17 protein-coding genes and 3 pseudogenes are annotated in these 18,019 nt (G+C 66.0%); 7 read left to right on the forward strand and 13 right to left on the reverse strand.

Annotation, left to right across the window (positions count from 1 at the left end; translation table 11 throughout):
* The first annotated feature begins 341 nt into the window (after nucleotides 1–341).
* Together EET13_RS21915 and EET13_RS21920 are read left to right on the forward strand one after the other, a co-directional pair.
* Nucleotides 342–962: a DDE-type integrase/transposase/recombinase gene (locus EET13_RS21915; RefSeq protein ID WP_211189118.1), complete on the forward strand. Its 621-nt coding sequence runs from the start codon at nucleotides 342–344 to the stop codon at nucleotides 960–962.
* Complete coding sequence (locus tag EET13_RS21920) at nucleotides 904–1,152, forward strand: integrase core domain-containing protein (protein ID WP_122444241.1); 249 nt, start codon at nucleotides 904–906, stop codon at nucleotides 1,150–1,152. The genes EET13_RS21915 and EET13_RS21920 overlap by 59 nt, the downstream gene beginning before the upstream one ends.
* Before the next feature lie 61 nt (nucleotides 1,153–1,213).
* Here EET13_RS21920 and EET13_RS21930 read toward each other — a convergent pair.
* Nucleotides 1,214–1,381 (reverse strand): annotated as a pseudogene (locus EET13_RS21930) (ATP-binding protein); the annotation flags it as partial.
* Between the two features lie 82 nt (nucleotides 1,382–1,463).
* Nucleotides 1,464–3,038 (reverse strand): annotated as a pseudogene (locus tag EET13_RS21935) (Mu transposase domain-containing protein).
* A gap of 240 nt (nucleotides 3,039–3,278) precedes the next feature.
* Here EET13_RS21935 and EET13_RS21940 point away from each other — a divergent pair.
* Nucleotides 3,279–3,428 (forward strand): annotated as a pseudogene (locus EET13_RS21940) (IS21 family transposase); the annotation flags it as partial.
* A 107-nt stretch (nucleotides 3,429–3,535) separates the two neighbouring features.
* Here the strand turns inward: EET13_RS21940 and EET13_RS21945 are convergent.
* The 3 genes from EET13_RS21945 to EET13_RS21955 are packed head-to-tail and all read right to left on the reverse strand — an operon-like array spanning nucleotide 3,536 to nucleotide 6,002.
* On the reverse strand, nucleotides 3,536–4,909 hold the full coding sequence (locus EET13_RS21945; protein WP_122444242.1) for a hypothetical protein: 1,374 nt from the start codon (nucleotides 4,907–4,909) through the stop codon (nucleotides 3,536–3,538).
* A gap of 4 nt (nucleotides 4,910–4,913) precedes the next feature.
* Nucleotides 4,914–5,210, reverse strand: coding sequence for a 2-isopropylmalate synthase (locus tag EET13_RS32425; RefSeq protein ID WP_280177887.1), 297 nt, complete (start codon nucleotides 5,208–5,210; stop codon nucleotides 4,914–4,916).
* A 3-nt stretch (nucleotides 5,211–5,213) separates the two neighbouring features.
* A complete protein-coding gene (locus EET13_RS21955) occupies nucleotides 5,214–6,002 on the reverse strand; it encodes a (2Z,6E)-farnesyl diphosphate synthase (protein WP_122444286.1) in 789 nt (262 codons plus the stop codon).
* Between the two features lie 154 nt (nucleotides 6,003–6,156).
* On the opposite strand from EET13_RS21955, the gene trhA reads away from it, so the two are divergent.
* Complete coding sequence (trhA, locus tag EET13_RS21960; protein ID WP_122444243.1) at nucleotides 6,157–6,885, forward strand: PAQR family membrane homeostasis protein TrhA; 729 nt, start codon at nucleotides 6,157–6,159, stop codon at nucleotides 6,883–6,885.
* Nucleotides 6,886–7,162: 277 nt separating this feature from the next.
* On the opposite strand, the gene EET13_RS21965 is transcribed toward trhA, so the two are convergent.
* From EET13_RS21965 to mca, 4 genes are read right to left on the reverse strand one after another with little or no spacing between them, the layout of a single operon-like run.
* Nucleotides 7,163–7,546 carry a nuclear transport factor 2 family protein gene (locus EET13_RS21965; RefSeq protein ID WP_122444288.1) on the reverse strand — a complete coding sequence of 128 codons (384 nt, stop codon included), beginning with the start codon at nucleotides 7,544–7,546 and terminating at the stop codon, nucleotides 7,163–7,165.
* A gap of 13 nt (nucleotides 7,547–7,559) precedes the next feature.
* Nucleotides 7,560–9,572, reverse strand: a complete 2,013-nt coding sequence (locus tag EET13_RS21970; RefSeq protein ID WP_122444244.1) for a thioredoxin domain-containing protein — start codon at nucleotides 9,570–9,572, stop codon at nucleotides 7,560–7,562.
* The gene (locus EET13_RS21975) at nucleotides 9,559–9,858 is read right to left on the reverse strand and encodes a hypothetical protein (protein WP_122444245.1); all 300 of its coding nucleotides are present in this window, start codon (nucleotides 9,856–9,858) and stop codon (nucleotides 9,559–9,561) included. Before EET13_RS21975 ends, EET13_RS21970 begins: the two co-directional genes overlap by 14 nt.
* Nucleotides 9,855–10,727, reverse strand: a complete 873-nt coding sequence (gene mca, locus EET13_RS21980) for a mycothiol conjugate amidase Mca (RefSeq protein ID WP_122444246.1) — start codon at nucleotides 10,725–10,727, stop codon at nucleotides 9,855–9,857. The genes EET13_RS21975 and mca overlap by 4 nt, the downstream gene beginning before the upstream one ends.
* Nucleotides 10,728–10,835: 108 nt before the next feature.
* Between mca and EET13_RS21985 the strand changes: the two genes are divergently transcribed.
* Both EET13_RS21985 and greA read left to right on the forward strand, forming a co-directional pair.
* Entirely contained in the window at nucleotides 10,836–11,270 is a 435-nt protein-coding gene (locus EET13_RS21985) for a DUF4307 domain-containing protein (RefSeq protein ID WP_122444247.1), read from the forward strand.
* Nucleotides 11,271–11,499: 229 nt separating this feature from the next.
* Nucleotides 11,500–11,994 (forward strand): transcription elongation factor GreA, encoded by a 495-nt coding sequence (gene greA, locus EET13_RS21990; RefSeq protein ID WP_122444248.1) that lies wholly within the window; start codon nucleotides 11,500–11,502, stop codon nucleotides 11,992–11,994.
* Between the two features lie 68 nt (nucleotides 11,995–12,062).
* Here the strand turns inward: greA and EET13_RS21995 are convergent, their stop codons facing one another.
* From EET13_RS21995 to EET13_RS22010, 4 genes are all read right to left on the reverse strand, one after another.
* A complete protein-coding gene (locus tag EET13_RS21995) occupies nucleotides 12,063–13,232 on the reverse strand; it encodes a cystathionine gamma-synthase (protein WP_122444249.1) in 1,170 nt (389 codons plus the stop codon).
* A gap of 80 nt (nucleotides 13,233–13,312) precedes the next feature.
* Nucleotides 13,313–14,032 carry an RDD family protein gene (locus tag EET13_RS22000; protein ID WP_122444250.1) on the reverse strand — a complete coding sequence of 240 codons (720 nt, stop codon included), beginning with the start codon at nucleotides 14,030–14,032 and terminating at the stop codon, nucleotides 13,313–13,315.
* A 124-nt stretch (nucleotides 14,033–14,156) separates the two neighbouring features.
* Complete coding sequence (locus EET13_RS22005; RefSeq protein ID WP_122444251.1) at nucleotides 14,157–15,551, reverse strand: cystathionine beta-synthase; 1,395 nt, start codon at nucleotides 15,549–15,551, stop codon at nucleotides 14,157–14,159.
* Between the two features lie 43 nt (nucleotides 15,552–15,594).
* The gene (locus EET13_RS22010) at nucleotides 15,595–16,662 is read right to left on the reverse strand and encodes an alpha/beta hydrolase (protein WP_168990858.1); all 1,068 of its coding nucleotides are present in this window, start codon (nucleotides 16,660–16,662) and stop codon (nucleotides 15,595–15,597) included.
* Between the two features lie 243 nt (nucleotides 16,663–16,905).
* Between EET13_RS22010 and EET13_RS22015 the strand changes: the two genes are divergently transcribed.
* Nucleotides 16,906–17,877 (forward strand): SGNH/GDSL hydrolase family protein, encoded by a 972-nt coding sequence (locus tag EET13_RS22015; protein WP_122444252.1) that lies wholly within the window; start codon nucleotides 16,906–16,908, stop codon nucleotides 17,875–17,877.
* The last annotated feature ends 142 nt before the right edge of the window (nucleotides 17,878–18,019 follow it).

Raw genomic sequence — 18,019 nt, forward strand, 5'->3', positions numbered from 1 at the left:
GTGTGGCGGGCGATCGCCGAGATCGTCCAACCACGTTTGCGTAGGGCATGTACTTCCACATCGTCCTCCCATGTGAGCATGAGAAAGCGGGCCTCCTTCGGTGGAGCAACTGGCGTCAGACACCAGCAGCTTCGAGGGAGGCCCGCCCTTCTCGGCGGAGCCACACGGGTGGGGAATTTCGATGAGCGTCAGTGGGGAATTTCAGTGAGCGCGGTCAGCGATCGGGTGAATCGGTGGCCACCATCGCTGTCGAGACCGGCATTTGACCGCGCTCACTGAGGAAAATTCTGAGCCCAGCTGCCAAGCGCCGCGCTGTGGACATGCTCAAAGACACGATGAGCATGTCAGAACGGCTGGCCTGCAAGGCCGTTGGGCTGCCCCGCTCCACTTACCGCCGACTGCCGGCAGCGCAAACCCCGGCTGATCCTGATGCCGACTTGAGGGCCTGGCTGCGCTCGTATGCCAGCAAACACCCGTGCCACGGGTTCCGGCGTGGGTGGGCGGCGTTGCGCTACGACGAGCGCCGTGAAGTCAACAAGAAGAAGATCCACCGGTTGTGGCGCCAGGAGGGGCTGCAGGTCAAGATCTGTTCGCCGCGCAAGCGAGCGGGAGTGTCCTCGATCCCGTCGATCGAGGCTGACGCGCCGAATGTGGTGTGGGCGATCGACTTCCAGTTCGACTCCACCGTCGACGGTAAGGCCATCAAGATCGCCTCGATGATCGACGAGCACACCCGTGAGTCGCTGTTGAACATTGTCGAGCGTTCCATTACCGGCCCAGATCTTGTCGAGGAGCTCGAGAAGGTGTTCGCCACCGCCGGCGGCCCGCCGAAGGTGCTCCGCCTCGACAATGGCCCGGAAATGATTTCCCAAGCGCTGCAAAAGTTTTGCGAGCAACGCTGGCATGTCCTATTTTCCGTCGGGCTGCCCGTGGATCAACGGCTACATCGAATCGTTCAATAACCGCCTGCGCAAGGAATGCCTCAACCGTAACCACTGGAACACCCTGCGGGAGGCCCGCGTGGTCATCGGCGACTTCAAGGAGGAGCACAACACCCGACACCGCCACTCAGCGCTCGGCTACCGCACGCCAGCCGAGTACGCTGCCGTCTGCAGGTGCACCCACACCCCGGTGGCCTGCGAGATCAACTGAATCTGGATCACACCAACCCGACTCTAAAACCGGGTGGACTCAGAAACGGGGACTCGCCACAGGTGTCGAACCGCATGGTGGGGTCGAGGCCGGCTTTGGCTGCTCGTAGTGCTGCTGAGCGGGATTCGCGTCGGGAGACCTCGTCGGCTAGCAGTGTTTCGAGGAATCCGATGTGGCTGAGTTTGTGTTGGCGGGCCAGTGCAGCGCGTTCGGGCAGGGTGTCGGCCATCGCGCCGAGTTTGAGGGTCTTGAGAAGGCGGAGCAGATCAGCGCCGATAGGGTCGGTGGCGCCACTGTGAGTGCTGGTGATGTCAGCGGGTCTCCTCGGGATCAGCGCCGGGAACGACGGTCAATGGTGTTGGGGTGGAGCTGAATTCGGAAGGATCGCGGGCGAACCGGGTCGCGGTGTGCCCGACCGCCTGCGGCAGTACCGGCGTGCTGGTCTCAGTGGCGCGTTCGAGCATGGAAGCGATCTAGGTGACCGAGACGACATCGAGGTCCCGGGCCAGCGCACAGGCCGCCTCGACCCGCGGTGTGCCGTAGCGGCGTACCAAGCCGAGCAGTCGATAGACGGTGCGCATCCGGGTCCAGGGCAGCCGGTCATCGAGGATGCGTTCGGCGTAGATCCCGACGTTGGGGCCGTGCGCGGCGCAGGTGGCGATCAACGCCGCCACATCACGCAGGGCATAGCCGGTCTTGTGCTCGGGCAGATCAGCAGGGTCGGTGCTGCGCCCACCAGCGGGCTGGCGCGGATGGACCTTCACCAGCACACCGCGGCGATAGAACTTCACCAGCTCGCTGTCGGCCCGCACGTCCAGCGCGGTACCTATCCATTGCTCGGGCAGGGAGTAGAGCGCCTTGGCGACCTCGGCGTGGAAATCGCGGTGCCCCTTGACCGTCTTGAACACCGGCACGTCATAGCAACCGGCATAGGCCAGCAGCTTGGGTTGTTCCTCGGCGGTGAACATCTGCACCGGCCGGGCACAGGTAGTGCCGTGGATGCGGATGCCCGCGGCGTCACGACACCACCGCACCGCTGCCTCCTGCGCCTGGTGCAAACTGGTGAATGTTTCACCGTCCCAGAAGTTTCGATGCCCCCCGAGCCGGGTCGGTGAGGAACCCGGCATGGCTGGCGTAGTCCAAGCACCCCTGGCTGAACCGCGGGTTGACCGCGTCCGCGGCGGCGATCACCGGTTTGAGGTTGTCCGGGATCAGCACCGCGAACACGCCACCGAAGAACGCCCACGCCGCCTCGCATCCGGCGATCACGGCGGTCAGGGTCTGCGAATACGACAGCCACACGAACATGTGCCGGGAGTACACCGCGGTAAAGATCAGCGCATACACCTTGCGACGCCGCCCGTCATCGGCGTCGGTCAGCATCCCCAGATAGCCGAAATCGGCCTGGCACTCCACCCCCGGAGCACCATCAGCAACCCGCACCGTGGTGTCCTTGCGGCCGAAACCGCAACGCTCACCAGCGAACCGGTGCAACGTCCGATACGGGACCACACCCCTGCCGGGACAGCAAGGTGTGGATCTTGGTCACCGTCAACGGCCGCTGTTCATTGTTGCCGGCCACCCACGCGGTGATCTGTTCTTCGAACCCCAGCAGCTGCTCCCAGGCCGCGCCGTGACCATCGGGGCGGACCGGACGCACCGCTTCGGCGACCATCCCGATCAACGCGTCATCGACCGCGCTGAGGTCGCCGTCGCGGCGCAGCCCAGCTGCCTGGGCGGCCTCCACGTAGCGGCGCACCGTCTTGCGGTCCAGGCCGCAATGCGCGGCGATCGTGCGGTACCCCGGCGCCGGCTGCCCCGCCACCCCCAGCCACACACGTAGCACTTCCCTTGATCTCATTCACACTGGCCTCCCGAAAAGCCATGCCCGCCGCCTCCGCGACTTGCGCTGTCACGGCGATCGAACGGACAAATGAAAAGACCACCGACGCGACGCGCCAGTGGTCCCATCCCCCTGGCAAAAATCAGGTCACACTGGTCCCATCCTCATGGCAGGCGACACATCGAAATTCCCCATCCGTGCGGCTCCGCCGAGAAGGGCGGGCCTCCTTCGATGCTGCTGGTGTCTGAAGCCCGCAGCGCTGCCGAAGGAGGCCCGCTTTCTCATGCTCACATGGGAGGACGATGTGGAAGTACATGCCCTACGCAAACGTGGTTGGACGATCTCGGCGATCGCCCGCCATACCGGGTTTGATCGCAAGACGGTCCGCAAGTACCTGGACGGGGACGGCACGCCCGGGGTGCGTGCCCGACCGAGTGTCAATGGCCATGTAGAAGTCGGTGGTCTCGGTGGCCTCTAGGGTCTAACGCCCACACCACCTTCAGGGCATCAGCGGCCACCTCGGGCGACCACGACGACTGGCTAATCGGTGGAAACGCTGACCCGCCCCCGCAAATCGGCAGCGATGAGCCGCGCCGCGGCGTTTTGCCAGTTGTGCAACGAGCGCTGCGGTACCTCGGTGACCAGCCACTGCCACGCCTGGCGGGCGATCGGATCCAAACCGGCTGCGGTGGCGTTTTGCGCGTAGGCCCGCACGCCGGCGACGTAGGGGAAGTACAACGAGTTGTAGTAACGCCATTGTTCGGTGGTCCCGAAGTCGCCGGCGTCACGCGGTTTGAGCCGGGCAATGCCGTCTGCCAGCACCGCCTTGAGTTCATTGGCCCGCTCCAGCGGCTGGTCGGGTGCACCACGTGCGGCCAGTCGCTTGTCGATCACCGGCAAGGCGGTCAACGGACTGGCGACCAATTTGGTGAGGTCGCCGTAGTGACCGAGCGCTCGGCGAGTGAGTCGAGCGAAGGCATCGTCGTCGACGTCGGCGAGCGGGTTCACCGAGCGCAGCGGCAAACCCGCCCCGGTATGCCGCAACGCGGCCCGATCGGCGCGCAGCGTGGGCGACTTGGAAAACGCCAGACGGTCCAGGACCCCCGCCAACGGATCGGCCAGTACCTGCACGGTGATGGCAATGGTCAAGCTGGTGAATAGCAGCACCGTCAGCGCGGTCTGTGCGGTCGGCTCAGAGTTGTGGGTCACCGCCAAACCGACCAGCGCCTGGCCGCCGAACAACACCGCCACCGCCACCGTGCCCAAAAAGGAACGCAGCATGTCGGCCCGCAGCGCCTGACCCTCGTCGAAGGCGTCCCACAGCGCGACCGCTACCCCAAGCGCCAGGACATCGAAACCCGTCGACGCCAGGGCCAGCCAGCTGGGTACCAGGCCGAGCGGGATGACCAGGATGGCATTGGCCAGCGCGAAGAATAGGGTCGCGACGATCACCACGCCGACAACCGGCGTCGGCTGGGCGGGCCGCAGCACCGCCAGCGCCATCGCCCCGAGGGTGGACGCGGATATCACCGCCAACATCATCAGGTGGCCTGCTCGCAGGGGGCCGGTGACGCCGCCGGCCATCGTCGCACCGAGCAGGGTCAGGGCAGCAGCAGCGCCGATGAGAAAGAGCTCACGCGTGCGTGCCCGCCAGCTGTCGCACGGTCGGGCCAGCTCGAGGAGCACCGCTAACCACGCGACGCTGGGGACGGCGACAAGGTAGATCTCCAGCCGGCTCAGTAGCTGGGCGGGCACATCACTGGTCGTCCGGACCGCGTCCAAGGCCACCACCAGTGCAAAACCACACAATCCGGTGGCCGCCAAAGCTAGCACTGGTTTGCGGGGATCGCGGGCCAGCAGATACAACCCCAGCCACAGGCTCAGCGTGAACACCGCCGCCGACAGCGCAGCCATGTATTCAGTTTGGCACGAGGTCGGATTCGTGCCGACCCCCTGCACCCGGCTTCGCCGCGCTTGCGATCAGCACGAGGTCGGATTCGTGCCGACCCCCTGCACCCGGCTTCGCCGCGCTTGCGATCAGCACGAGGTCGGATTCGTGCCGACCCCCTGCACCCGGCTTCGCCGCGCTTGCGATCAGCACGAGGTCGGATTCGTGCCGACCCCCTGCACCCGGCTTCGCCGCGCTTGCGATCAGCACGAGGTCGGATTCGTGCCGACCCCCTGCACCCGGCTTCGCCGCGCTTGCGATCAGCACGGGTTACTTGCCGTAGCGGCGGTGGCGCTGGCTGTAATCACGCAGCGCGCGCAGGAAATCCACCCGGCGGAACGCCGGCCAGTGCGCTTCGGTGAACCACATCTCCGAATAGGCGCTTTGCCAGAGCAAGAAACCGGACAGGCGTTGCTCGCCCGAGGTTCGAATAACCAAGTCGGGATCGGGCTGGCCAGAGGTGTACAGGTTTTCGGAAATACCGTCTTCCGTCACGGCATCGATGAGCTCCTCGGCGGTTGCGCCGTTGGCAAGCTGCTTGCTCAGCAGCGCTCGGACCGCGTCGACGATCTCCCGGCGCCCGCCGTAGCCCACCGCGACATTGACGTGAAACGGCGCCGCCGCGGGCGTGGATTCCACCGCCTCGCGCAGCCGACGGGCCGACTCCTCGCCGATCAGCTCCAGATCGCCGACGGTACGGACACTCCAGCGGTTGGCCGGGGCGCAAATCTCCTCGACGACGTCGGTGATGATCTCGATCAGTCCGGCAAGCTCGTCGGGATCGCGCTGCAGGTTCTCGGTCGAAAGCAAGTAGACCGTGGCCATTTCGATGCCGGCGTCTTGGCACCACCGCAGCATCTCGGCGATCTTGGCCGCGCCCATCCGGTAGCCGTAGCTGACGTCGTCGTAACCGGCGCTGCGCGCCCAGCGCCGGTTGCCGTCGCACAGGACCGCGATGTGTCGCGGCAATTCGGACCTGGTGGCGGCCAGACCCTGCCGCAGGCGCAGCTCGTAAATCCGATACAACGGCTCTTTGAGCCGCGGTGGGATGATCTCCACGAGAATCCAGACTACTGTGACGGACATCAGATTCAGGCCTTGATCCGGGCCAAAATCACCGCGCGCCCGCTCACGTCGTCACCGTCTGCGCCGACCAACGCGACTAGGGTGATCGTGACGGTTACCGGCAATACCACACGGGAAGATGGGAGACATGAGCAGCCAGGCCACCGCAGCACCCGAATCACACGGGCTCACGTCGTCCAATGCTGCCCATCACATCGTCGAGGGCGTTACCCGTGCCCTGCACAAACCCCGGTTCCGGGGCTGGATTCACGTCTACTCGGCCGGAACCGCAGTTTTCGCGGGGGCCTCGTTGGTCGCTGTCTCCTGGGCCGTCAGCTCCACCAAGGCCGGGCTGGCGACGCTGGCCTACATCATGGCCACGGTGGTGATGTTCACCGTCAGCGCCACTTATCACCGCGTCAACTGGGAATCAGCGACGGCCCGCGCTTGGATGAAGCGGGCCGATCATTCGATGATTTTCGTGTTCATCGCCGGCAGCTACACGCCGTTTGCGCTGTTGGCCCTGCCAGGCCACGCCGGGCGGGTGGTGCTGTCGATTGTGTGGGGTGGGGCGGTCGCCGGCGTACTGCTGAAGATGTGCTGGCCGACGGCGCCGCGCTGGGTCGGTGTACCCCTCTATCTTCTGCTGGGTTGGGTTGCGGTCTGGTACACAGCGACGATCCTGCACAATGCGGGCGTGACGGCGCTGGTTTTGCTGTTTGTCGGCGGCGCCCTTTACAGCATCGGGGGCATTCTCTACGCAGTAAGATGGCCTGACCCGTGGCCGTCGACGTTCGGCTATCACGAGTTCTTTCATGCCTGCACCGCAGTGGCGGCGATCTGCCACTACATCGCGATGTGGTTTGTGGTGTTCTGACCGCCGCTCAAGCGAGGGCCGGGAGCGTCGGCACGCTGAAGCCCGATTGCGCACCTCCTCACCCGCCCGCTCCCCGGCCGGGATCGTCGGCACGCTGAAGCCCGATTGCGCACCTCCTCACCCGCCCGCTCCCCGGCCGGGATCGTCGGCACACTGAAGCCCGATCGCGCACCTCCTCACCCGCCCGCTCCCCGGCCGGGATCGTCGGCACACTGAAGCCCGATTGCGCACCTCCTCACCCGCCCGCTCCCCGGCCGGGATCGTCGGCACGCTGAAGCTACAGCCGGGTGACGTCGGTGGCCGACCAGTAGGCCTTCATCGCGGTCACCTTGCCGCGGTCGTCGAACACCATCACCTCGATGGGCTCCACCCGCATCGCGTTCTCGCCGGCCGTCATGGTCAGCCGGAATTGAAAGGCCGCCTCATTGCCCGAGACCCGCAGTGACACCAGCTCACACGCCCGCTCGAGCCCCGCGATTGCGGAGTAGAACCCGCGAATCGCCTGCGTGCCGATGTGCACCTCCCCGCCTACGGGATCCTCCAGTGTGGCGTCGTCGGCGTAGAAGCCGACCAGCTCGTCGACGCCGCCATCATTGAGCACGGCGATGTAACGGTTGACCGTGTCGGCGATCGCCTGGGCTCTGTCGGTGCTGTCCGGCATGAGCGGCACGCTACTACCCTGCCGGCCGCAGGGCAGCGGCGAGTCCATCCGCACTGGTCACCGGCAGGTCACAGGCCCTCCCCCGGCACACATAGGCGGCGTCGGCGCCAGCCACCCGATCTCGGTCGATCAGCAGCGGCGACGAACCCACCCGCCCGCCGATGACGATCGCCCCTCCGGGTGCGAGCCGGCGAGCGGCGGCTAACAGCGGTGACTCCGGATCAGCACAAGCGACCGCGATCTGCAGCGGCCCGCGTACTGCCGCCTCGGCGACCGACAGCCAATGCCCGGCCGACCGTGGCGCCCGCGCCAGCAATACCGAATGTTCGCGCAGGGTATCGGCGGCTGCCTGCAGATACCGCCCGGCGCGGCCAGCTTCCACCACGTGAGCGGCGCTCAGCAATGCCTCGGCCATCGATGACGCACCCGAGGGCGTCGCACCGTCCAGCGGGTCGGCGGGCCGCAGCATCAACTTCTCGGCATCGTCGGCGGTGTCGAACCACCGGCCCGGACGCTGCGGATCGCCGAAATGCTGCACCGCGGTGTCCAGCAAGCCTGAAGCCGCCGTTAGCCAATCCGCGTCGAGCGTCAGCTGATACAACGTCAACAACCCGGTGGCCAGCATGGCGTGGTCCTCCAGGATGGCGGCGCTGTCCCCGACCACCCCGCCGAGGCTGGCGCGCCGCAACCGGCCGTCAACCAGGTGCAGACTCAGCAGCGCGCTCGCGCATCGCTGCGCGGCGTGCGCCAGTCGCGGCTCCTGCAACGCGACACCGGCCTCGGCGAGCGCCGTAATGGCCAGCCCGTTCCAGGACGTGACGACCTTGTCGTCGCGCCCCGGCTGAGTTCGGGTGCGGCGCGCCGCCAACATGGCAGCCTTGACCCGCTTGAACCGTTGCGGGTCGTCGGGATCCCTGCGTAGCTGCAGCACCGAGGCACCGTGTTCGAACGTGCCAGCGCGGGTAACCTCGAAAGCCTCTGCCGCCCAACGGCCGTCGTCGGTGCCCAGCAACTCGATCAGTTGCTCCGGCGTCCAGACGTACGTCGACCCCTCGCGGCCGGCGGCGTCGGCGTCCAGCGACGACGTGAACATCTCACCGTCGGCCAGCTCGTCGAGCAAGAACCCCGCGGTCTCGGCGGCGACTCGCCGAGCCAACGGATCCCCGGTGCGCCGGGCCCAGTGTGCGTAGACGCGTAGCAGCAGCGCGTTGTCGTACAGCATTTTTTCGAAATGCGGTACCACCCAAGCGTTGTCAACGCTGTACCGGGCGAAGCCACCGGCAAGTTGGTCGTAGATGCCACCTCGGGCCATCGCGGTGCCGGTACGCGACACCGCCTGCAGAGCCGCGGGCGAACCGGTGCGCTCGTAGTGCCGCAACAGCCCTTCCAACAGCGCCGACGGCGGGAACTTGGGTGCACCGCCCCAGCCGCCGTGAGCCATGTCCTGCTTTTCCAGCAATCCCGCGACGGCGTGATCGCATAGCCGCGGCGCGACGTCCGGCCCGTCGCCGGGCAGGCCGGATGCCATCGAGCGCAGCTCGCCGGCGATATGGTCCGAAGCTTGCTCGACCTCGTCACGGCGCTGCCGCCAGGTCTCGGATATAGCCGAAAGTAGTTGCAGGAAACTATCTTTCGGGTAGTAGGTGCCACAGAAGAAGGGCCGGCCGTCCGGAGTGAGAAAGCACGTCATCGGCCAGCCGCCCTGTCCGGTCAGCGCGACCGTGGCGTTCATGTAGACCGCGTCGATGTCCGGCCGTTCCTCGCGGTCCACCTTGATGCAGACGAACCCGACGTTCATCACGGCGGCCACATCGTCGTCCTCGAAGGATTCGTGGGCCATCACGTGACACCAATGGCAGGCGGCGTAGCCCACCGACAGCAGGATCGGCACGTCGCGCGCGACGGCCTCGGCTAGTGCCTGCGGCGTCCACTCCTGCCAGTGCACCGGGTTGTCCGCGTGCTGGCGCAAGTAAGGGCTGGTCGCCGCCGCGAGGGTATTGGTTCCGGCGGAATCAGCCGGACTCATCGGCGGGTCCCGGTGGTCGCGGCGATCCCTTACCGTCGGTACCTGACGGCTCGTCGGGAACCACCGGATCCGTGCCCTCGTCGGCAGCCTGGTCGGGCTCGGGATGCTGGCGGTCGAACGATTCGGGCACCTTCTTCAATTGCCGGTTCATCGATCGCACGAGGAACAACGTGGCGACCACCAGCAACACGATGACCAGCAGTCCCACCGGACTGGCCTTGCCGAAATCGGGGCCGTGGTTGCGGGGCGCGTCGTCGGCAATCACGCTGAGCAAAAGATGGTTCACTGGCGCGGCTCGATTCCGGTAAACAATTCCGTCTCCGGCAGACGGATGGGAACGCGCGAGCGCGCCAATTCGAATTCCTCGGTGGGCCACAGCTCCTGCTGCCAGGACAGCGGTGCGGCGAAGAATTCGGCGTTCGGGTCGATCTGGGTGGTGTGTGCTCGCAGCGCGTCGTCACGCTGAGCGAAGTACTTCGAGCACTCGACACGCGTCGTCACGCGGTTCGCAAACGGATCGTGGTCGGGATGCCAGTGCTCGAGCCACTTGGCGAAGGGGCCCTCCTGGCCGCGCTTAATGAACTCCTCCTGCAAAATCCGCATGCGCTCCCGCAGAAAGCCGTGAATGTAGTACAGCTTGGACACCGTCCACGGCTCACCGGCGTCCGGGAACCGACGGTAGTCGCCGGCAGCTTCGTAGGCGCCGATAGAGACCTGGTGGCAGCGGATGTGATCGGGATGGGGATATCCGCCGTTCTCGTCATAGGTGGTCATCACGTGCGGCCGAAACTCCCGGACCACCCGCACCAACGCTTCGATGGACTCCTCCAGCGGCACCAGCGCAAAGCAGCCTTCGGGCAGCGGCGGCGGCGGGTCGCCCTTGGGCAATCCGGAGTCGACGAAGCCCAGCCAAGTGTGCTCCACACCGAGAATCTCGGCCGCCTTGGCCATCTCGTCGCGGCGGATCTCCGAGATGTGGCCATGCACGTCAGGCAGGTCCATCGCCGGGTTGAGAATTTCGCCGCGCTCGCCGCCGGTCAAGGTCACAACCAGCACACGGTGGCCCTCGTCGGCGTACCGGGCAAGGGTGGCCGCACCCTTACTGGACTCGTCGTCGGGGTGGGCGTGCACCGCCATCAACCGCAGTTCGCTCACGTGCCCCCTTGTTCCTGTGCCGCTTGGCCGGTCGGCTGCTCGCCCGGTTGCGACCCTATAATTCCAGTCTCGATCGTTCCATCCTGCGCAACCAGCCATCCACGAGGCATGAACACAGCACCGCCGACCCGCCCGGAAGCCCGCTATGGGCGCACCCGACTGTCCAGCCGATCACGGCGCCGCCTCCCCGTCGCCCTTACGGTGGCGGCAGTGGTGGCTGGGTTGGCAGTGGCCTTGATCGCCTACCAGCGGATCGGCACCAGTGCGGTCAAGGGGTCGCTGGCCGCCTATCGGGTGATCGATGACGAAACGGCATCGGTGACGATCAGTGTGACCCGCAAGAACCCGTCGGAGCCGGTGGACTGCATTGTCCGCGTGCGCGCCACCGACGGCAGCGAGACGGGCCGGCGCGAAGTGCTGGTGACACCTTCGGATCAGCACACCGTGCAGGTGACCACGACGCTCAAATCGAGCAAGCCGCCGGTGATGGCCGACATATACGGTTGCGGCACAGACGTGCCCGCCTACCTGCGCTCGTCCTGAGCGCACCTTCTGGCTCACCGTGAGCCGAACTGCGTAGATGCCGTCATCGACTGTTTCCGCAGTGGTAACATTGACGAATGCACGGTCCCACTTTGGACCGTGTATTGCTGCATTAACGGCCGTGAGCAAAACGAAGTGGCAGCACCCGGGGGCGGGAACCCGCATACGCCGGCAGCGGGATCAGCACCTTATGCGAGTACGCGTAAGAGAACACAAGGAGCGCGACGAGATGACGGATACTCAGGTGACCTGGTTGACCCAGGAATCACATGACCGACTCAAGGCCGAGCTCGATCAGTTGATCGCGAATCGTCCGATCATCGCCGCCGAAATCAACGATCGCCGCGAGGAAGGCGACCTGCGCGAAAATGGCGGGTACCACGCCGCTCGCGAGGAGCAAGGTCAGCAGGAAGCTCGCATCCGTCAGCTACAGGACCTGCTCAGCAACGCCAAGGTCGGCGAAGCGCCCACGCAGTCCGGGGTGGCCCTGCCCGGTTCGGTGGTCAAGGTCTATTACAACGGCGACGAGTCCGACACCGAAACGTTTCTGATCGCCACCCGCCAGGAGGGCGTCAACGAGGGCAAACTCGAGGTCTACTCACCAAATTCGCCGCTGGGCGGCGCGCTGATCGACGCCAAGGTCGGTGAGACCCGCAGCTACAAGGTGCCCAACGGCAGCACCGTCGAAGTCACCCTGGTCAGCGCGGAGCCGTATCACTCTTAGGGACCGGTTCAGGCTCACCGGGTGTAAGTGTTGCGTCGGCCGGGTCTGGTTCACCATCGACGGCGGCTCTAGCCAAGTGCCTGCTCTAGGTCGCCGAGCAGGTCGGCGATGTCCTCGATGCCGACCGAAAGCCGCACCAGATCGTCGGGGACCTCGAGCTGCGAACCGGCCGTCGACGCATGGGTCATGGCGGCGGGATGTTCGATCAGCGACTCCACCCCGCCCAGCGATTCGGCCAAGATGAAGACCTTGGTCTTGCCGCACAGATCCTGGGCGGCTTCCCGCCCGGCCCTCATACGCACCGAGACCATGCCGCCGAAGCCGCGCATTTGCCGTGCGGCGACGTCATGCCCGGGGTGGTCGGGCAGCCCCGGATACAGCACGGTGCTGACCGAGGGTTGCTGCGCGAGGAATTGCGCTACGGCAAGAGCATTTTCGCTGTGCCGCTGCATACGCAGCACCAACGTCTTCAGCCCCCGCATGGTCAGGTAGGCGTCGAACGGCCCCGGCACGGCTCCCGCGCCGTTCTGCAGGAAAGCGAACGCCTGGTCCAGCTCCGCGTCGTTGGTGATCAAGGCGCCGCCGACGACGTCGGAATGCCCCCCGATGTATTTGGTGGTCGAGTGCAGCACCACGTCGGCTCCCAGCGTCAGCGGCTGCTGCAGCGCAGGTGATGCAAAAGTGTTGTCCACCAAAACTTTTGCCGACCTGTCCGCACCCAGCTGAGCTATGGTCGCGATGTCGGCGATCGACAGCAACGGGTTGGTCGGTGTTTCCACCCAGATCAACCGGGTGCGCGGCGAGATCGCATCGCGCACCGCGTCCGGATCCGAAAGCGCCACCGGCGTGTACTGGACATTCCACCGGGTGAAGACCTTGTCGATCAGCCGGAAAGTGCCGCCGTAGGCATCGTCGGGAATGACAACATGGTCGCCGGGTCGCAGCATCGCCCGCAACGCACAATCGGCGGCGGCCATGCCGGAGCTGAAAGCCCGGCAGTACCCGCCCTCTTCGACGGCGGCCAGCGACGCCTCCAGCGCGGCCCGGGTCGGATTGCCCGTGCGAGCGTATTCGTAGTCGCCGCGCAGCCCGCCAACACCGTCCTGAGCGAAGGTGCTGCTGGCATAGATCGGGGCGTTGACGGCTCCGGTTGCCGGATCGGGCCGGTAGCCGCCGTGGATGGCTTTGGTGGCTAGCCCGGTGAAGTGATGATGCTGGTCCCGGTGGTGATCGTTCATCGTTGGTCCACCCTAGTAGCAGGCGCTACCCCGGCCGTCGTATAACGGCGGGGTAGCGCCTTGCCGAATGGCTGCCGGAGTCAGACCGGCAGGCAGACCGTCGTCATGATCTTGTCGGCCAGCGTCTGGCGCTTGGCGTCCCACAAGGGGAACAGGAAACCGACGTAACAGATGATCGCGTCGACGAAGTGTGCGAGCTGACGCACCAACGACATGCCGAAGCCCAACGGCTGTCCGGTGGCTTCGCTGACCACCTTGAACTTCAGCACCGACTTGCCGATGCTCGAGCCGGTGGTGCCCTGACGGTAGCCGTAGTTCCACACCCAGTAGGCCAGTATCGCCAGTGACGCCAACCCCTGCGCCAGCACACCGATGATGGAGTCCTGCGCGTAGCAGTACTGGCTCACGTCGTACTGGTTGACGCTGGTGACGCAGGACGACTGCTGAGTGACCATTGCGATCACCCATCCGATGCCGTAGACGGCCACAATCGGAGCAGTGTCGATCAAGAACGCCAGGACACGGGTGATCCAGGGCGTGTAGGACTCCGTCGGCTGGGAACGGATCGCCGGCCCGGGCGGCGGCGGTGCGTAGCCGGCTGCCGACGGCGGAGGCGGCGGCGGGTAGCCGCCCTCGGGCGGGGGCGGCGGAGGCGGATACGACCCGGCAGGCGGCGGAGGCGGCGGGTAGGCGCCGCCGCTCGGCGCCGATGGCTGGGACGGTGGCTCGAACCCACCGGAGGAGCCGGGAGGCGGTGGCGGTGGTGGGTAGGACCCGCCGGGAGGCGGCTGATCGGTCATGGGAGCAACCTTCCACTCAGGGTTCGGCTTGAGGCGGCCTTACAGTACCTGAGGTCAGATCTTCCAGAGCGGCTGGTCGAACGCCGTTCGCCGCGCCGTTGCTGGTGATTACTCCAGGCGTCGCTTAGCGTCGCCCCGAACCTTCGGACAGAAAACCCAGCAGGTCGTAGCGGGTGATCACGCCAACCGGTTTGCCCTCCTCCACCACCATCAATGCGTCGCAGTCCCGCAGCGCCTTTTCGGCCACGCTGACCAATTCGCCGGCCCCGATGAGTTTCAGCGGCGGGCTCATGTGCTCTGACACGGCGTCGGCCAGCTTGGCGCGGCCTTCGAAAACGGCCGACAGCAGTTCGCGTTCCGACACACTGCCGGCGACCTCGCCCGCCATCACCGGCGGCTCGGCGCCGACGACAGGCATCTGCGACACCCCGTATTCGCGAAGAATCCCGATCGCGTCACGCACCGTCTCCGACGGATGGGTGTGCACCAGGTCGGGCAATGCACCGGACTTGCGGCGCAACACATCGCCAACCGTGGCTTCCGAGGTGGACCCGTCGAGACGGCTGCGCAGAAACCCGTACGACGACATCCACGCGTCGTTGAAGATCTTCGACATATAACCGCGACCACCGTCGGGCAGCAGAACGACGACCAGCGCGTCGGGCCCGGCTTTTTCGGCGACTTTCAACGCCGCTACCACCGCCATCCCGCACGATCCGCCCACCAGCAGCGCTTCCTCCCGGGCCAGCCGCCGGGTCATGTCAAACGAGTCTGCGTCTGACACGGCGATGATCTCGTCGGGAACCGAAGGGTCGTAGGCCGCCGGCCAGAAGTCCTCACCGACCCCCTCGACCAGATAGGGACGGCCGGAGCCGCCGGAATACACGGAGCCCTCGGGGTCGGCGCCGATGATGCGCACCCGACCGTCGGAGACCTCTTTGAGATAGCGGCCCGCGCCGGTGATCGTTCCGCCGGTACCGATGCCGGCGACGAAATGGGTGACCTTGCCTTCGGTATCGGCCCATATTTCGGGCCCGGTGGTGGCGTGGTGGCTCGCCGGTCCTTCGGGGTTGGCGTACTGGTCGGGCTTCCAGGCTCCGTCGATTTCCCGGACCAGCCGGTCGGAGACGCTGTAGTAGCTGTCCGGGTCGGCGGGCGGCACCGCCGTCGGGCACACGACTACCTCGGCGCCGTAGGCGCGCAACACGTTTCGTTTGTCTTCGCTGACCTTGTCCGGGCAGACGAACACACACCGGTACCCGCGGCGCTGGGCCACCAACGCCAGCCCCACCCCGGTGTTCCCGGACGTGGGTTCGACTATGGTGCCGCCCGGCCTGAGCTGCCCGCTGGCCTCGGCAGCGTCGATCATCTTCACCGCGATCCGGTCCTTGGAGCTGCCACCGGGGTTGAGATATTCGATCTTTGCCGCCACGGTTGCCGCCCCGTCCGGGACGACCGAGTTCAGGCGGACCAGTGGTGTGGCGCCAATGAGGTCACTGATGTGCTGGGCGATCCGCATGCGTTCATGGTCTCAGGCGGTTTGGGGTCCCGCACAAGCAGCACTAGCCGGTGGCTTCCCGGATGTACTCACCGATCTGACGTAGGGAGCGCACCGCCTCCGGCAGCAGCGGACCGGCAACCTGGAAGTCATGCACCTGCCCCGGCCACACGCGAACTTCTGCGGGCACCCCGGCCGCCGCCAGCTTGTGGGCGGCCAGTTGCGCGTCGTGCAGCAGGACCTCGGATCCGGAGACGTGAATCAGTGTTCGCGGCAGGCCCGGGCGGATGTGCTCCAGTGGCTCATAGAGCTCTTCGGCTTTGCCGTCGACGGCGTTGTTGGCAGCGGCGCTAGCAACTAATTCGCCGAGCGCGTCGAAGGCCTTCGCCGGGAACATGGCATCGGTCTTGATGTTCGGATGCGCCTTCTTGTTTTCCTTTGCCAGCTGCAGCAGTGGCGAGATCGCTACCAGCGCTGCCGGCTCGTCTCCCTCGTCCTGCAGCCGCTGCGCGAGTGTCAACGCGAGATACCCTCCCGCAGAGTCGCCGGCCAGCACGATCTGCTCCGGGCCATAACCCAGCAGCCGCAGCCAGCGGTAGCCGTCGTAACAGTCGTCGAGCGCCATCCCGATCGAGTGCTTGGGCATCAGCCGATAGTTGACGATCAAGACGGGCGAATCAGCGAACTGCGACAGCAACTCGACCAGCCGCCCGTGTGAGTTTGCTCCACACGTCAGGAACGCGCCGCCGTGCAGATACAGAACCACTCGCCGAGTGCCGTCCGCGGGAAGCACGCCTCGCGCTCGAACCAGTTGAGCCGACGCATTCGGCAAGTTCACCGAGGCCCTGACGGTTACTGGCGCCGGAAGTAACACCTTGGCTGCATGGTCGATCAGCCCCCACGGCCACGGCACATGAGGAACGTAGCTGCCCACAGTAAGAACCGGCCGGATTGTCAGCCGCGACGCGAGCGTAGCAAATCGCGCAGCAATACTTGGTCCGGACTCGACGACCTCCACCGGAGCGCCGTCGCTGATGGCAAATCTGCGTGCCTGCAGTCTACGTGCCTTCAGCACGTCCCGTGGGCGAATGGGATGTCTGGGAGAACCGGATACCCTGCTCGGTGCCGTCATGCTCAACACTTCCTACGCCGTTGTAGTCCGATACAGCATGTGACGAAGAGGGCGACCGTCCGGTTCACCTGCTCCCCGAAGCGGTCAGCCAACTCGTCCGACTTAGCTTGACAGCTTATTCCCGCGGCACGGTTTGCAGAGTCTGATTCGATATCACAATTGATCCACACCGTGATTCACCTGTTTTGTCAGCTACCCGCGCAAACAGCGAAGCCGACCTAAACTGGTGTCGTGGGCATAAGCGTGCCGCGGCGTTCAACTATCGCTTTGGCCACAGCGGGTGCACTTGCCTCGACGGGCACGGCCTATCTTGGCGCACGCAACTTGCTGGTTGGCCAGGCGACGCACGTGCGCACCGTCATACCGCGAGCCTGCGATATGCCGCCCCGTGCCGACGGCGTATACACCCGCGGCGGCGGCCTGGTGCAACGGTGGCGCCGGGGAACACCCTTCGACCTGCACTTGATGATGTTCGGCGACTCGACGGCGTGTGGATACGGCTGTAGTAGCGCCGAGGAAGTTCCGGGCGTGCTGATCGCACGCAAACTCGCCGAGCAGACCGGCAAGCGGGTCCGGCTGAGCACCAAAGCCATCGTCGGCGCCACTTCGAAAGGCGTAAGCGGCCAAGTCGATGCGATGTTCGTGGCCGGGCCGCCACCGGACGCGGCGGTGATCATCATCGGCGCCAACGATGTCACCTCTCTCAACCGCATCGGCGAGTCCGCCGAGCGGCTGGCCTCATCGGTGCGCAGGTTGCGTGCCCGCGGCGCGGCCGTGGTCGTCGGCACCTGTCCTGACTTCGGCGTCATCACGGCCATCCCGCAGCCGCTGCGTTCCTTGGCGCACACGCGTGCTGCGCGGCTGGCGCGCGCCCAGACCGTCGCCGTCAAAGCGGCCGGCGGGACGCCGGTTCCACTGGCGCACCTGCTGGCGCCCCAATTCCGGACCGCGCCCGAAGGCATGTTCTCCGCCGACCGGTACCATCCGTCGGTTACCGCCTACGCGCTGGCTGCCGACCAGCTGTTGCTTGCCCTGCGCGATGCGCTTCGCGATAGGCCGCGCCTAAAGGCCTTTCGCACAGGGTTCGATGTCGCGCCCCGGCCCATGACACCGGCACGCGGGTGCGACCACACCCGCGGCAACATCGTGTCCCGACTGTGGCGGCGTCCGCTGCCTGCTGTGCCCGCAGCCGTCGCCGCTTCGGCCGGGGGTTGACCTGGGCCGGGTTTGGTCTAGCTTCGCTTGGTGAGGGCGAAGTTCACAATTAGATCAGTTGCGGTTCAGGCCGCGGTGAGTGCTGCGTTTGTGAATTGATTGAGGTGTCGTTCGAGTTGGCGCCAGGCGATCGCCAGATCGC

It is taken from the genome of Mycobacterium attenuatum (assembly GCF_900566085.1).
Taxonomy (GTDB): domain Bacteria; phylum Actinomycetota; class Actinomycetes; order Mycobacteriales; family Mycobacteriaceae; genus Mycobacterium; species Mycobacterium attenuatum.

Excerpts from the sequence above, each read along its gene's own strand:
- EET13_RS21915 (WP_211189118.1), top strand. The coding sequence starts at position 342 with ATGTCAGAACGGCTGGCCTGCAAGGCCGTTGGGCTGCCCCGCTCCACT.
- EET13_RS21920 (WP_122444241.1), top strand. The coding sequence starts at position 904 with ATGTCCTATTTTCCGTCGGGCTGCCCGTGGATCAACGGCTACATCGAA.
- EET13_RS21945 (WP_122444242.1), bottom strand. The coding sequence starts at position 4,909 with ATGGCTGCGCTGTCGGCGGCGGTGTTCACGCTGAGCCTGTGGCTGGGG.
- trhA (WP_122444243.1), top strand. The coding sequence starts at position 6,157 with ATGAGCAGCCAGGCCACCGCAGCACCCGAATCACACGGGCTCACGTCG.
- EET13_RS21965 (WP_122444288.1), bottom strand. The coding sequence starts at position 7,546 with ATGCCGGACAGCACCGACAGAGCCCAGGCGATCGCCGACACGGTCAAC.
- EET13_RS21970 (WP_122444244.1), bottom strand. The coding sequence starts at position 9,572 with ATGAGTCCGGCTGATTCCGCCGGAACCAATACCCTCGCGGCGGCGACC.
- EET13_RS21985 (WP_122444247.1), top strand. The coding sequence starts at position 10,836 with ATGAACACAGCACCGCCGACCCGCCCGGAAGCCCGCTATGGGCGCACC.
- greA (WP_122444248.1), top strand. The coding sequence starts at position 11,500 with ATGACGGATACTCAGGTGACCTGGTTGACCCAGGAATCACATGACCGA.
- EET13_RS21995 (WP_122444249.1), bottom strand. The coding sequence starts at position 13,232 with ATGAACGATCACCACCGGGACCAGCATCATCACTTCACCGGGCTAGCC.
- EET13_RS22000 (WP_122444250.1), bottom strand. The coding sequence starts at position 14,032 with ATGACCGATCAGCCGCCTCCCGGCGGGTCCTACCCACCACCGCCACCG.
- EET13_RS22005 (WP_122444251.1), bottom strand. The coding sequence starts at position 15,551 with ATGCGGATCGCCCAGCACATCAGTGACCTCATTGGCGCCACACCACTG.
- EET13_RS22010 (WP_168990858.1), bottom strand. The coding sequence starts at position 16,662 with ATGACGGCACCGAGCAGGGTATCCGGTTCTCCCAGACATCCCATTCGC.